The 11,917-nt window shown below is 41.3% G+C and carries 14 protein-coding genes; 12 read left to right on the top strand and 2 right to left on the bottom strand.

Going from position 1 to position 11,917, the window contains the following annotated elements:
• Positions 1 to 144: 144 nt before the first annotated feature.
• The 10 genes from rpoE to B7723_RS00435 all read left to right on the top strand — a co-directional run bounded on the left by rpoE (position 145) and on the right by B7723_RS00435 (position 8,254).
• Positions 145 to 735, top strand: a complete 591-nt coding sequence (rpoE, locus tag B7723_RS00480; RefSeq protein ID WP_000418407.1) for a DNA-directed RNA polymerase subunit delta — start codon at positions 145 to 147, stop codon at positions 733 to 735.
• A gap of 318 nt (positions 736 to 1,053) precedes the next feature.
• A complete protein-coding gene (locus tag B7723_RS00475; RefSeq protein ID WP_000105256.1) occupies positions 1,054 to 2,661 on the top strand; it encodes a CTP synthase in 1,608 nt (535 codons plus the stop codon).
• Between the two features lie 96 nt (positions 2,662 to 2,757).
• Entirely contained in the window at positions 2,758 to 3,057 is a 300-nt protein-coding gene (locus B7723_RS00470; protein ID WP_008277325.1) for a DUF4651 domain-containing protein, read from the top strand.
• Entirely contained in the window at positions 3,054 to 3,398 is a 345-nt protein-coding gene (locus tag B7723_RS00465; RefSeq protein WP_084848913.1) for a thioredoxin family protein, read from the top strand. Before B7723_RS00470 ends, B7723_RS00465 begins: the two co-directional genes overlap by 4 nt.
• The gene (gene ytpR / locus B7723_RS00460) at positions 3,382 to 4,008 is read left to right on the top strand and encodes a YtpR family tRNA-binding protein (protein ID WP_084848914.1); all 627 of its coding nucleotides are present in this window, start codon (positions 3,382 to 3,384) and stop codon (positions 4,006 to 4,008) included. Before B7723_RS00465 ends, ytpR begins: the two co-directional genes overlap by 17 nt.
• 41 nt (positions 4,009 to 4,049) lie before the next feature.
• Entirely contained in the window at positions 4,050 to 4,811 is a 762-nt protein-coding gene (locus B7723_RS00455; RefSeq protein ID WP_084848915.1) for an SDR family NAD(P)-dependent oxidoreductase, read from the top strand.
• A gap of 77 nt (positions 4,812 to 4,888) precedes the next feature.
• Positions 4,889 to 5,284 (top strand): single-stranded DNA-binding protein, encoded by a 396-nt coding sequence (locus tag B7723_RS00450; RefSeq protein ID WP_000282459.1) that lies wholly within the window; start codon positions 4,889 to 4,891, stop codon positions 5,282 to 5,284.
• A gap of 155 nt (positions 5,285 to 5,439) precedes the next feature.
• Positions 5,440 to 5,724, top strand: coding sequence for a co-chaperone GroES (gene groES / locus B7723_RS00445; protein WP_000917312.1), 285 nt, complete (start codon positions 5,440 to 5,442; stop codon positions 5,722 to 5,724).
• A gap of 15 nt (positions 5,725 to 5,739) precedes the next feature.
• On the top strand, positions 5,740 to 7,362 hold the full coding sequence (gene groL, locus B7723_RS00440) for a chaperonin GroEL (RefSeq protein ID WP_084848916.1): 1,623 nt from the start codon (positions 5,740 to 5,742) through the stop codon (positions 7,360 to 7,362).
• A gap of 124 nt (positions 7,363 to 7,486) precedes the next feature.
• Positions 7,487 to 8,254 carry an epoxyqueuosine reductase QueH gene (locus B7723_RS00435; RefSeq protein WP_084848917.1) on the top strand — a complete coding sequence of 256 codons (768 nt, stop codon included), beginning with the start codon at positions 7,487 to 7,489 and terminating at the stop codon, positions 8,252 to 8,254.
• A 69-nt stretch (positions 8,255 to 8,323) separates the two neighbouring features.
• Here B7723_RS00435 and ntdP read toward each other — a convergent pair whose 3' ends face one another.
• Positions 8,324 to 8,857: a nucleoside tri-diphosphate phosphatase gene (gene ntdP, locus B7723_RS00430; RefSeq protein ID WP_000775318.1), complete on the bottom strand. Its 534-nt coding sequence runs from the start codon at positions 8,855 to 8,857 to the stop codon at positions 8,324 to 8,326.
• Positions 8,858 to 8,945: 88 nt separating this feature from the next.
• Positions 8,946 to 9,722: a recombination regulator RecX gene (recX, locus tag B7723_RS00425; RefSeq protein ID WP_084848918.1), complete on the bottom strand. Its 777-nt coding sequence runs from the start codon at positions 9,720 to 9,722 to the stop codon at positions 8,946 to 8,948.
• Between the two features lie 37 nt (positions 9,723 to 9,759).
• Between recX and rlmD the strand changes: the two genes are divergently transcribed.
• Together rlmD and B7723_RS00415 are read left to right on the top strand one after the other, a co-directional pair.
• Positions 9,760 to 11,166, top strand: a complete 1,407-nt coding sequence (rlmD, locus tag B7723_RS00420) for a 23S rRNA (uracil(1939)-C(5))-methyltransferase RlmD (RefSeq protein WP_084848919.1) — start codon at positions 9,760 to 9,762, stop codon at positions 11,164 to 11,166.
• A gap of 67 nt (positions 11,167 to 11,233) precedes the next feature.
• Entirely contained in the window at positions 11,234 to 11,827 is a 594-nt protein-coding gene (locus tag B7723_RS00415; protein ID WP_084848920.1) for a hypothetical protein, read from the top strand.
• Positions 11,828 to 11,917 lie beyond the last annotated feature (90 nt).

Genomic DNA, 11,917 nt, shown 5'->3' with positions numbered 1-11,917 from the left:
CGCAAAGAAATAAAAAGTCCTGTCACTTTCTCCCATTTAACCTTTGACTATTCTGCAAAATTATCGTACAATAAAGAGTACATGATAAAATGAGGTCAGAGTCTGTTCGCTCTGGCGATAGTAGTAAAAATGAGGAGAAACGCTTTGGAATTAGAAGTATTTGCTGGGCAAGAAAAAAGTGAACTATCTATGATTGAGGTAGCGCGTGCTATCTTGGAACTTCGTGGTCGCGATCATGAGATGCATTTTAGCGATCTTGTAAACGAAATTCAAAACTACCTTGGAACATCAAACAGCGATATCCGCGAAGCCTTGCCTTTGTTCTACACAGAGTTGAACTTTGACGGTAGCTTCATCTCACTTGGAGACAACAAATGGGGCCTTCGCTCATGGTATGGTGTGGACGAGATTGACGAAGAAATCATTGCTCTTGAAGAAAATGATGACGATGAAGTGGCACCAAAAGCTAAGAAAAAACGTGTCAATGCCTTCATGGATGGCGATTCAGATGCTATTGACTACAATGCGGATGATCCAGAAGACGAGGATGCATACGAAGCAGATCCAGCTCTTTCATACGATGATGAAAACCCAGATGATGAGAAAAATGAAGTGGAAGCTTACGATGCAGAAATCAACGAAATCGCCCCTGATGACTTGGGAGAAGACGTGGATCTCAACGAAGAAGACGATGAGTTTTCTGATGATGACGCTGAAACGAGTGAAGAAGAGTAAAAGACTTCACAGAGGAGATCACCTGGTCTCCTTTTTTCTTGCTTGAGCAGGTCATCCGTTTGGATGTGGATTTTTAGTTTGTTTTCTGAAAGCAATCTTCTTATTTTCATCTTTTACCAATTCGGGTTGACAAATGTTCTGCTTTAAGGTATCATATTGTTCGGGCACCTCTTTTAGAGGTCGGGGCTCCCTAGTTACTAGGGAGCTATTTTTGTTTTTTCAGGAAGTTTTTCTTGAAAAGTCGTGATTCATAAGGGTCTTGTTTTCGATCTCCCCTCGTAGTTAACAAGGCCTTGAGCATTTTAGAAAGAGGAATCTATGTCTACGAAATATATTTTTGTAACTGGTGGTGTGGTGTCGTCTATTGGGAAAGGGATTGTGGCAGCAAGTCTGGGTCGTCTCTTGAAAAATCGTGGTCTAAAAGTGACTATTCAGAAGTTTGACCCTTATATCAATATCGATCCGGGAACTATGAGCCCTTATCAGCACGGGGAAGTTTTTGTGACAGATGACGGAGCTGAGACAGATTTGGACTTGGGTCACTATGAACGTTTCATCGATATCAATCTTAACAAATATTCTAACGTGACAACTGGTAAAATTTACAGTGAAGTTCTTCGTAAGGAGCGCCGTGGCGAGTACCTTGGCGCAACTGTTCAAGTCATTCCTCATATCACAGATGCTTTGAAAGAAAAAATCAAGCGTGCCGCTCTAACGACAGACTCTGATGTCATTATCACAGAGGTCGGTGGAACCGTTGGGGATATTGAGTCCTTGCCATTTCTAGAGGCCCTTCGTCAGATGAAGGCAGATGTGGGTGCAGATAATGTTATGTATATCCACACAACCTTGCTTCCTTATCTAAAAGCTGCTGGTGAGATGAAGACAAAGCCAACTCAACATTCTGTAAAAGAATTGCGTGGTTTGGGAATCCAGCCAAATATGTTGGTCATTCGTACCGAGAAACCAGCTGGTCAAGGCATTAAAAACAAACTGGCCCAGTTCTGTGATGTGGCACCAGAAGCCGTTATCGAATCGTTGGATGTCGAACATCTTTACCAAATTCCACTGAATTTGCAGGCACAAGGTATGGATCAAATTGTTTGTGACCATTTGAAATTAGACGCACCAGCAGCGGATATGACAGAATGGTCAGCTATGGTGGACAAGGTTATGAACCTCAAGAAGCAAGTCAAGATTTCCCTTGTTGGTAAGTATGTTGAGTTGCAAGATGCCTATATCTCAGTGGTCGAAGCCTTGAAACACTCTGGTTATGCCAACAATGCAGAAGTGAAGATTAATTGGGTCAATGCCAATGATGTGACGGCAGAGAATGTAGCAGAGCTCTTGTCTGATGCGAACGGAATCATCGTACCAGGCGGTTTTGGTCAACGTGGTACGGAAGGGAAAATCCAAGCCATTCGCTATGCGCGTGAGAATGATGTTCCAATGTTAGGTGTCTGCTTGGGAATGCAGTTAACTTGTATCGAATTTGCTCGTCACGTTTTAGGTCTTGAAGGTGCCAATTCTGCTGAACTTGCACCAGAAACAAAATATCCTATCATTGATATCATGCGTGATCAGGTTGATATTGAGGATATGGGAGGAACCCTTCGTTTGGGACTTTACCCATCTAAGTTGAAACGTGGCTCTAAAGCAGCGGCTGCTTATCATAATCAAGAAGTGGTGCAACGCCGTCACCGTCACCGTTATGAGTTTAACAACGCCTTTCGTGAACAGTTTGAGGCAGCAGGTTTTGTCTTCTCAGGTGTTTCTCCTGATAATCGTTTGGTAGAAATCGTTGAAATACCTGAAAATAAATTCTTTGTGGCTTGTCAGTATCACCCTGAACTTTCCAGCCGTCCAAACCGCCCAGAAGAACTCTACACTGCCTTTGTCACTGCAGCTGTTGAAAATAGCAACTAGTTATCTTCTAATCTCTGAGAGCAATCTCAGAGATTTTTTAAATGCCTTGCTCGTATACGGCTTCCCTATTTGTCCTAGAGCCCTTTTTGTGTTACAATGAAAGGTATGAAAGCTAAGAAATTATGGATGACTGGCTTGACTGTGGCTGGTCTAAGTGCCCTTGCTTTGGGGGCTAAAAAAGCAGCAGATAATCACAAGCTCATGAAGACTCAGGAAGAGTTGACCGCTATCGTGCGCGAACTTTTCTCAGATATGGGTGAGATTGCGACTCTCTATGTTCAAGTCTACGAAAGTAGTCTAGAGCGACTCGTCGGAGGAGTCATTTTCGAGGATGGCCGTCATTACACCTTTGTCTATGAAAATGAAGACCTAGTCTATGAGGAGGAAGTCTTATGATTACTCCCGCTAGTATAGAAGAACTCGCAGGTTTTGTTGAGCAGGATGGCAAGAAGGTCTTTCTTTTTGTGGCGGACTGGTGTGGCGATTGTCGTTATATCTATCCTGCCTTGCCAGAGATTGAGGCAGAAAATCCTGGATTTACTTTTATTCGAGTAGATCGTGATGAATTTATGGATCTTGCCAAGTTGTGGAATGTTTACGGGATTCCTAGCCTTGTTGTGCTAGAAAAGGACAAGGAAATCGGCCGTTTTGTCAATCGCGACCGTAAAAGCAAGGAACAAATCAACGACTTTTTTGGCTGGACTGAAATAGGAGAAAAGAATGATTTTTACATATAATAAAGAGTATGTTGGCGATGTCCTTATGATCATCGTGAAAAACAGCGGAGATGCCAAACTAGACGTGGAGCGCAAAGGCAAAGTAGCCCGTGTTTTCCTCAAAGATAATGGGGAAACAGTAGCTTGGAATATTTTCGAAGTTTCAAGTTTGTTTGAAATTGCAGAGCGCGGTCAAGCCTTTTTGACAGATGAGCAAGTAGCACGTTTGAACCAAGAATTGCAGGCGGAAGGATTTACAGAAGAAATTGTCAATGACAAGGAACCTAAGTTTGTTGTCGGTGAGATTGTCGAGATGGTAGCCCATCCAGATAGTGACCACCTCAACATCTGCCAAGTGGCCGTCGCAAGTGATAAGACAGTGCAAATCGTTGCAGGGGCTCCCAATGCGCGTCTTGGCCTGAAAACCATTGTAGCTCTTCCTGGAGCGATGATGCCAAAAGGCAATCTTATTTTCCCAGGCGAACTTCGTGGTGAGAAGAGTTTTGGCATGATGTGTAGCCCTCGTGAATTGCATCTACCAAATGCTCCACAAAAACGTGGGATTATTGAATTATCAGAAGACCAAGTTATCGGAACTCCATTTGACCCAGCCAAACACTGGACTGCCTAGGAAATTGTCAGTATTTGATAGACCAGATAGAGGGGGAAAAGATGGCAAAAAATGTAGTAATTACAGGAGCGACCTCAGGAATCGGTGAAGCGATTGCGCGTGCTTATCTGGAGCAGGGGGAGAATGTCGTTCTAACAGGGCGACGGACAGACAGACTAGATACCCTCAAGTCAGAGTTTGCAGAAATTTTTCCTAATCAAACCGTTTGGACCTTTCCAATGGATGTCACAGATATGACCATGGTCAAGACTGTTTGTTCCGATATTTTGGAAACGATAGGGCAGATTGATATTTTGGTCAATAATGCCGGACTAGCTCTTGGCTTGGCTCCCTATCAAGACTACGAAGAGTTGGATATGCTGACCATGTTGGATACCAATGTCAAGGGTTTGATGGCAGTTACTCGCTGTTTCTTGCCAGCAATGGTAAAAGCCAATCAGGGTCATATTATCAATATGGGGTCAACCGCAGGAATCTATGCCTATGCTGGGGCAGCTGTTTACTCAGCCACCAAGGCTGCAGTCAAGACTTTTTCAGATGGACTGCGAATTGATACCATTGCGACAGATATCAAGGTGACCACCATTCAGCCTGGAATTGTTGAAACAGATTTCTCTACAATTCGTTTTCATGGTGACAAAGAGCGTGCTGCCACCGTCTATCAGGGAATTGAGGCCTTGCAAGCTCAGGATATTGCAGATACAGTGATCTATGTGACCAGTCAACCCCGTCGTGTGCAGATTACAGATATGACCATTATGGCCAATCAACAGGCGACAGGTTTCATGGTTCATAAAAAATAAAAAATTTTCTCGAAAAGTTACAAATTTTTGTAACTTTTTTTGATTCCTTGCGAATAGATAAGTAGGAGGAAGAAAATATGTATAATAAAGTTATCATGATCGGGCGCTTGACGTCTACACCAGAATTGCATAAAACCAACAACGACAAGTCAGTAGCGCGTGCAACTATCGCTGTGAACCGTCGTTACAAAGACCAAAATGGGGAACGTGAAGCTGACTTTGTCAATCTTGTTCTTTGGGGGAAATTGGCTGAAACCTTGGCAAGCTACGCAACTAAAGGTAGTCTTATCTCTGTGGATGGAGAACTTCGTACCCGTCGCTTTGAGAAAAATGGCCAGATGAACTACGTGACTGAAGTCCTTGCCACAGGATTCCAACTTTTGGAAAGCCGCGCCCAACGTGCTATGCGTGAAAATAATGCTGGACAGGATTTGGCAGATTTGGTCTTGGAAGAGGAAGAATTGCCATTTTAAACATTGAAAAGTCTGAGTTGGTCTCAGACTTTTTATCTTGCCAAAGTCAGACTTTTTTCTTGACTATTTCTGACCAAGTGATACAATAGAACTATAAATTAGCACTCATATATAAAGAGTGCTAATAATATGTAGTTTATCATGGAGGAAAACAGATGTTGAAACCATTAGGAGACCGTGTGGTCTTGAAAATCGAAGAAAAAGAACAAACTGCTGGAGGCTTTGTCCTTGCGGGCTCAGCCCAAGAAAAAACAAAAACAGCCCAAGTTGTAGCTACTGGACAAGGGGTTCGTACCTTGAACGGTGACTTGGTTGCTCCAAGCGTTAAGGCTGGAGACCGTGTCTTAGTTGAAGCCCACGCTGGTATTGATGTCAAAGATGGCGATGAAAAGTACATCATCGTTGGCGAAGCTAACATCTTGGCTATCATTGAAGAATAGAAGGAGAAAGTAAGTATGTCAAAAGAAATTAAATTTTCATCTGATGCTCGTTCAGCGATGGTTCGTGGTGTCGATATCCTAGCAGACACTGTTAAAGTAACCTTGGGACCAAAAGGTCGGAATGTCGTTCTTGAAAAATCATTTGGTTCGCCCCTCATCACCAATGACGGTGTGACCATTGCAAAAGAAATCGAGTTGGAAGACCATTTTGAAAACATGGGTGCCAAATTGGTATCAGAAGTAGCTTCAAAGACCAACGATATCGCAGGTGATGGAACAACAACTGCAACTGTTTTGACTCAAGCAATCGTCCGCGAAGGAATCAAAAACGTCACAGCAGGTGCTAATCCAATTGGTATCCGTCGGGGTATTGAAGCAGCGGTTGCCGCAGCTGTAGAAGCCTTGAAAAACAATGCCATCCCTGTTGCCAATAAAGAAGCCATCGCTCAGGTTGCTGCCGTATCTTCTCGTTCTGAGAAAGTTGGCGAATACATCTCTGAAGCTATGGAAAAAGTTGGCAAAGATGGAGTCATCACCATTGAAGAGTCACGTGGTATGGAAACAGAGCTCGAAGTCGTGGAAGGAATGCAGTTTGACCGTGGTTACCTTTCACAGTACATGGTGACAGATAGTGAAAAAATGGTGGCTGACCTTGAAAATCCATACATCTTGATTACAGACAAGAAGATTTCCAATATCCAAGAAATCTTGCCTCTTCTAGAAAGCATTCTCCAAAGCAATCGTCCACTCTTGATTATTGCAGATGATGTGGATGGCGAAGCTCTTCCAACCCTTGTATTGAACAAGATTCGTGGAACCTTCAACGTAGTTGCTGTTAAGGCTCCTGGTTTCGGTGACCGTCGTAAGGCTATGTTGGAAGACATCGCTATCTTGACAGGTGGAACAGTTATCACAGAGGATCTTGGTCTTGAGTTGAAAGATGCGACAATTGAGGCGCTTGGTCAAGCAGCGAGAGTAACTGTGGACAAAGATAGCACTGTTATCGTAGAAGGTGCTGGAAATCCTGAAGCTATTTCTCACCGTGTTGCGGTTATCAAGTCTCAAATCGAAACTACAACTTCTGAATTTGATCGTGAAAAATTGCAAGAACGCTTGGCAAAATTGTCAGGTGGTGTCGCAGTCATCAAGGTCGGAGCTGCAACTGAAACTGAGTTGAAAGAAATGAAACTCCGCATTGAAGATGCCCTCAACGCTACTCGTGCAGCCGTTGAAGAAGGAATCGTTGCAGGTGGTGGAACTGCTCTTGCCAATGTCATTCCAGCCGTTGCTGATTTGGAATTGACAGGAGATGAAGCAACAGGACGCAATATTGTTCTCCGCGCCTTGGAAGAGCCTGTTCGTCAAATCGCTCACAATGCAGGATTCGAAGGTTCTATTGTTATCGATCGCTTGAAGAATGCTGAGCTTGGTACAGGCTTCAACGCAGCAACTGGCGAGTGGGTCAACATGATTGAAGAGGGAATCATTGACCCAGTTAAAGTGAGTCGTTCAGCCCTTCAAAATGCAGCATCTGTAGCCAGCTTGATCTTGACAACAGAAGCAGTCGTAGCCAATAAACCAGAACCAGTTGCCCCAGCTCCAGCCATGGATCCAAGCATGATGGGCGGGATGATGTAAAATTAACTTATAAAAAAACCAAAGAAGGGAATGCATATCCCTTCTTTTTATGATAATCTCTTCTAAATAGATTTGAGCTCTCCTAACTTATATGATAAAATAAGACTAGAAAAAGGAGAAGAACATGATCGATGTAGAAGAAATTCTGAGCAAGATGAACCCCAATCAGAAGATTAATTATGACCGTGTCATGCAGAAAATGGTTCAGGTTTGGGAAAAAAATGAGCAACGTCCCACTATTCTCATGCATGTTTGCTGTGCTCCTTGTAGTACCTACACCCTGGAATACCTGACCAAATACGCTGATGTGACCATCTATTTTGCCAATTCCAATATCCATCCCAAGGCAGAATACCACAAGCGGGCTTACGTTACAAAAAAATTTGTCAGTGATTTCAATGAGCGAACAGGCAATACGGTCCAGTATTTAGAAGCGCCTTATGAACCCAATGAATACCGGAAGTTAGTTAGAGGACTGGAAGAAGAACCTGAAGGTGGTGACCGTTGCAAGGTTTGTTTTGACTACCGTTTGGACAAAACAGCACAGGTAGCTATGGACTTGGGCTTTGATTACTTTGGTTCAGCCTTGACCATCAGTCCTCATAAGAATTCTCAAACCATCAACAGCATCGGAATTGATGTGCAAAAGATTTATAACACCCACTATCTCCCAAGTGATTTCAAGAAAAATCAAGGCTACAAGCGCTCGGTGGAGATGTGCGAGGAGTATGATATCTATCGTCAATGTTATTGTGGATGCGTCTATGCAGCTCAAGCCCAGAACATTGACCTTGTTCAGATTAAGAAGGATGCCACGGCTTTCTTGTTGGATAAGGATGTTGAAAAAGACTATTCTCATATCAAGTTTACTGTCACTAAATTAGATATATAGCAATTAACCCAGCTTCCAGGCTGGGTTTTTCAAATAAAAAACCAGGGCTCTCACCCCAGTTTGACAACTTTACCGATTCTTTAGTTCTATGTAGCGTTTGTACCAAATGTTGACATAGGCCTCTGAGAAAGGACCACGTCCATTGTTGATCCAATCAACAAGGATTTTAACATGCTCTTTCAAAATATAGTCTAAATCATCAGAATACTTCATTTTACGTTTATGACGTTCATACTCTTCGACGTCCAAGAGGCGTTTCTCACCATCTGTAAAAACTTTAACATCTAAATCATAATCGATGTATTTTAAAGCTTCTTCGTCTAGATAATAAGGGCTAGCCATGTTGCAGTAGTAGGAAATCCCATTATCACGAATCATGGCGATGATATTAAACCAATATTTTTTGTGAAAGTAAACAATAGCCGGTTCTCGAGTCACCCAACGACGACCATCACTTTCGGTAACAAGTGTGTGGTCGTTGACGCCGATAATAGCGTTCTCTGTTGTTTTTAGTACCATGGTGTCTCGCCAAGTACGGTGAAGACTCCCATCATGCTTATAACTTTGAATTGTAATAAAGTCGCCTTCTTTTGGAAGCTTCATAACTAACCAACTTTCTACAATTTATAAGTTTATCGTCTACTATTATATCATAAATTGGTCTAATTTTTTTGAATTTTACCTGAAAATGTTAAAGATATTCTCTGAGAGCGCTGGCTATATCCGAAAAATTATAGCCTTTTCTAGCTAAAACTTGGGTCAAACGTTGCTTTAGTTCGTAACCTTCATATTTACGAGTATATTTAGCATATTGTTTATCCAGTTCTTTAAAAATGAGCTCTTGAGTCGTTTCTTGGTCGACTTGACTGTCCAAGTTATCAAAGGCACTTTTAGCATCAGAATAGGAGAAGCCTTTGTTCGTCAAGTTTTGAATAATCTTATCCTGCAAGGCACGAGCGGGAAGTTTTCCCGTGTATTTTTTAAGCAGTTTCTCAGCCACACGTTGAGCAACCTCCGAAAAATCAAAATCCTTTAAAACATCTTCAATAGTTGATTTGGCAATCCCTTTTTGAGACAGTTTTTGAGCTAGCACATAGGGTCCCTTATCTCCAGAAAGTTGATTTGCATTGATGATAGAGTAGGCATACTGACGATCATTAATCCAGTTATCTTCTTTAAGATTAGCGATAACTTGACTAGTGATTTTTTCATCAAGATCATACTTTTTCAAATACTCACGAACTTCCTTTTCGGTTCGAGCTTTAAATGATAGATGGTAGAGGGCGAGATTTTTACCATAAGAGAACTGGGCAAAGTCCTGAATCTCGGTAAGTTCCTCTTTACTAATGACCTTATCTCGAGATAGCATAAAACGGACAATGGTATCTTCCGTGATATAAGAGGTTTGCTGTCCATCTAACTCCATCAAGTAGAGACGTTTTTTCTTTTCAAGTTTTGTGATTTTCATAGTTCTATTATACCCTAAAATGTGATAAGATAGGGGTATGAATCTGAAAGTCAAACAAAAGATACCTTTAAAAATTAAGCGGATGGGCATCAATGGTGAGGGAATCGGTTTCTACCAGAAAACCCTCGTTTTTGTGCCTGGCGCCCTCAAAGGAGAAGACATCTATTGTCAAATTACTTCTATTAAGCGCAACTTTGTTGAAGCCAAATTACTAAAGGTTAATAAGAAGTCGAAATTTCGGGTCGTGCCAGCTTGTACGATTTATAATGAATGTGGTGGTTGCCAAATCATGCACCTCCACTATGATAAACAGTTAGAGTTCAAAACGGACCTGCTCCGCCAAGCCCTGAAAAAATTTGCTCCTGCAGGATATGAAAACTATGAAATCCGTCCAACTATCGGAATGCAGGAACCAAAGTACTACCGTGCTAAGTTGCAATTCCAGACTCGAAAATTTAAAAATCAGGTCAAGGCAGGTTTGTATGCGCAAAACTCTCATTATCTCGTAGAGTTGAAAGACTGTTTGGTGCAAGATAAGGAAACTCAAGTGATTGCGAATCGCCTAGCTGAACTTCTTACTTACCACCAAATTCCAATTACAGATGAGAGAAAAACGTTAGGTGTTCGTACTATCATGGTACGTCGAGCAAGAAAAACGGGACAAGTCCAGATTATCATTGTCACAAATCGCCAGCTTAATTTAACCCAGCTAGTAAAAGACTTAGTTAAAGATTTTCCAGAAGTCGTCACAGTTGCAGTCAATACAAATACAGCGAAAACAAGTGAAATCTATGGTGAAAAGACGGAAATTATCTGGGGCCAAGAGAGTATTCAAGAAGGAGTACTCGACTATGAGTTTTCTCTCTCCCCTCGAGCTTTCTATCAGCTTAATCCTGAGCAGACAGAAATTCTCTATAGTGAAGCCGTTAAGGCTCTGGATGTCAGCAAAAAAGACCATCTGATTGATGCCTATTGCGGTGTTGGGACGATCGGATTTGCCTTTGCAAGTAAAGTAAAGAGTCTCAGAGGAATGGATATTATTCAGGAAGCCATAGAAGATGCCAAGCGAAATGCTAAAAAAATGGGATTTGACAATACCCATTACGAAGCGGGAACAGCTGAAGAGATTATTCCACGCTGGTATAAAGAAGGCTACCGAGCAGATGCCTTGATAGTCGATCCTCCTCGTACAGGTTTAGATGATAAGCTGTTGGATACCATTCTAACCTATGTTCCAGAAAAAATGGTCTATGTATCCTGCAATGTTTCGACCTTGGCTCGAGATTTGGTTAAACTGGTAAAAGTCTATGACCTCCAGTATATCCAGTCGGTCGATATGTTTCCCCACACTGCACGAACAGAAGCAGTGGTTAAGTTAGTAAAAAAAGATAGAGCTCTAAGACATAAAAAACAAGCAAGATACGAATCAAAGAAAAAAGTATAACGGATAATTAATTAGTATAGGAAAAAATTATTATATAGAAATAATAGAGCACAGAGGAGTAAGTTAAATGTCATTAAAAGAAAATCTAAATAAATATGACTATTTAAAAGAAATTTGCAAATTTTCAGATTTAACAAATGTAAACATAAAACAATTGATAAAAGGGGTATCAAATGACGAGAAAAAATTGTGGGCAATGTTTGCTAGGAAAAAAAGAGGCTTGAATAACGATAATTTTGATTTGGAACAGATTTGCGTACAAGTTGGGAGTAGCATTAACATATACTCTGAGTTAAGAGGAATATTAAGATGTATGATTTCTGAACCAAAAAAAGAAGAAGTTTCTACAGAATTTACGGTTGATGCATATATGTTCACTACATTCATGGATAAAGACAGTATCAAGTACAGATCTATCTATAATAAATTCGAAGATTTTATTATTTATGAAATTATTGCTGAAAAATACTTAGCTAATATAGATTATGGAGACTATGATAAAATCAACTATTCGGAAGTGAAATTTGCGCTTGAACATCGTGCTTATTTATGGAATCCTGCCCCATCAACACATGGAAATAAAGAACGAGAAATACTCGCAACTTTTAAAACAAGAAAAGAGAACAAAGAGAAAGAAGTTGAAAATTTTTCTGTAGACTGAAAAAAGTCCTTGACAAAGGTAAAAAAGTAGGTATAATAGAAAGAGTTGAAAAGCTCAAGGTCCGTTGGTCAAGGGGTTAAGACACCGCCT

It is taken from the genome of Streptococcus oralis subsp. oralis, assembly GCF_002096435.1.
GTDB lineage: Bacteria > Bacillota > Bacilli > Lactobacillales > Streptococcaceae > Streptococcus > Streptococcus oralis_AA.
Note: the sequence above shows the minus strand (reverse complement) of the source record. Positions and strands in the feature narration are given on the sequence as shown.

What these genes read in the sequence shown, in the direction of transcription:
- B7723_RS00475 (WP_000105256.1), top strand. Translation starts at nt 1,054, where the DNA reads ATGTCTACGAAATATATTTTTGTAACTGGTGGTGTGGTGTCGTCTATT.
- B7723_RS00470 (WP_008277325.1), top strand. Translation starts at nt 2,758, where the DNA reads ATGAAAGGTATGAAAGCTAAGAAATTATGGATGACTGGCTTGACTGTG.
- B7723_RS00465 (WP_084848913.1), top strand. Translation starts at nt 3,054, where the DNA reads ATGATTACTCCCGCTAGTATAGAAGAACTCGCAGGTTTTGTTGAGCAG.
- ytpR (WP_084848914.1), top strand. Translation starts at nt 3,382, where the DNA reads ATGATTTTTACATATAATAAAGAGTATGTTGGCGATGTCCTTATGATC.
- B7723_RS00455 (WP_084848915.1), top strand. Translation starts at nt 4,050, where the DNA reads ATGGCAAAAAATGTAGTAATTACAGGAGCGACCTCAGGAATCGGTGAA.
- B7723_RS00450 (WP_000282459.1), top strand. Translation starts at nt 4,889, where the DNA reads ATGTATAATAAAGTTATCATGATCGGGCGCTTGACGTCTACACCAGAA.
- groES (WP_000917312.1), top strand. Translation starts at nt 5,440, where the DNA reads ATGTTGAAACCATTAGGAGACCGTGTGGTCTTGAAAATCGAAGAAAAA.
- groL (WP_084848916.1), top strand. Translation starts at nt 5,740, where the DNA reads ATGTCAAAAGAAATTAAATTTTCATCTGATGCTCGTTCAGCGATGGTT.
- B7723_RS00435 (WP_084848917.1), top strand. Translation starts at nt 7,487, where the DNA reads ATGATCGATGTAGAAGAAATTCTGAGCAAGATGAACCCCAATCAGAAG.
- ntdP (WP_000775318.1), bottom strand. Translation starts at nt 8,857, where the DNA reads ATGAAGCTTCCAAAAGAAGGCGACTTTATTACAATTCAAAGTTATAAG.
- recX (WP_084848918.1), bottom strand. Translation starts at nt 9,722, where the DNA reads ATGAAAATCACAAAACTTGAAAAGAAAAAACGTCTCTACTTGATGGAG.
- rlmD (WP_084848919.1), top strand. Translation starts at nt 9,760, where the DNA reads ATGAATCTGAAAGTCAAACAAAAGATACCTTTAAAAATTAAGCGGATG.
- B7723_RS00415 (WP_084848920.1), top strand. Translation starts at nt 11,234, where the DNA reads ATGTCATTAAAAGAAAATCTAAATAAATATGACTATTTAAAAGAAATT.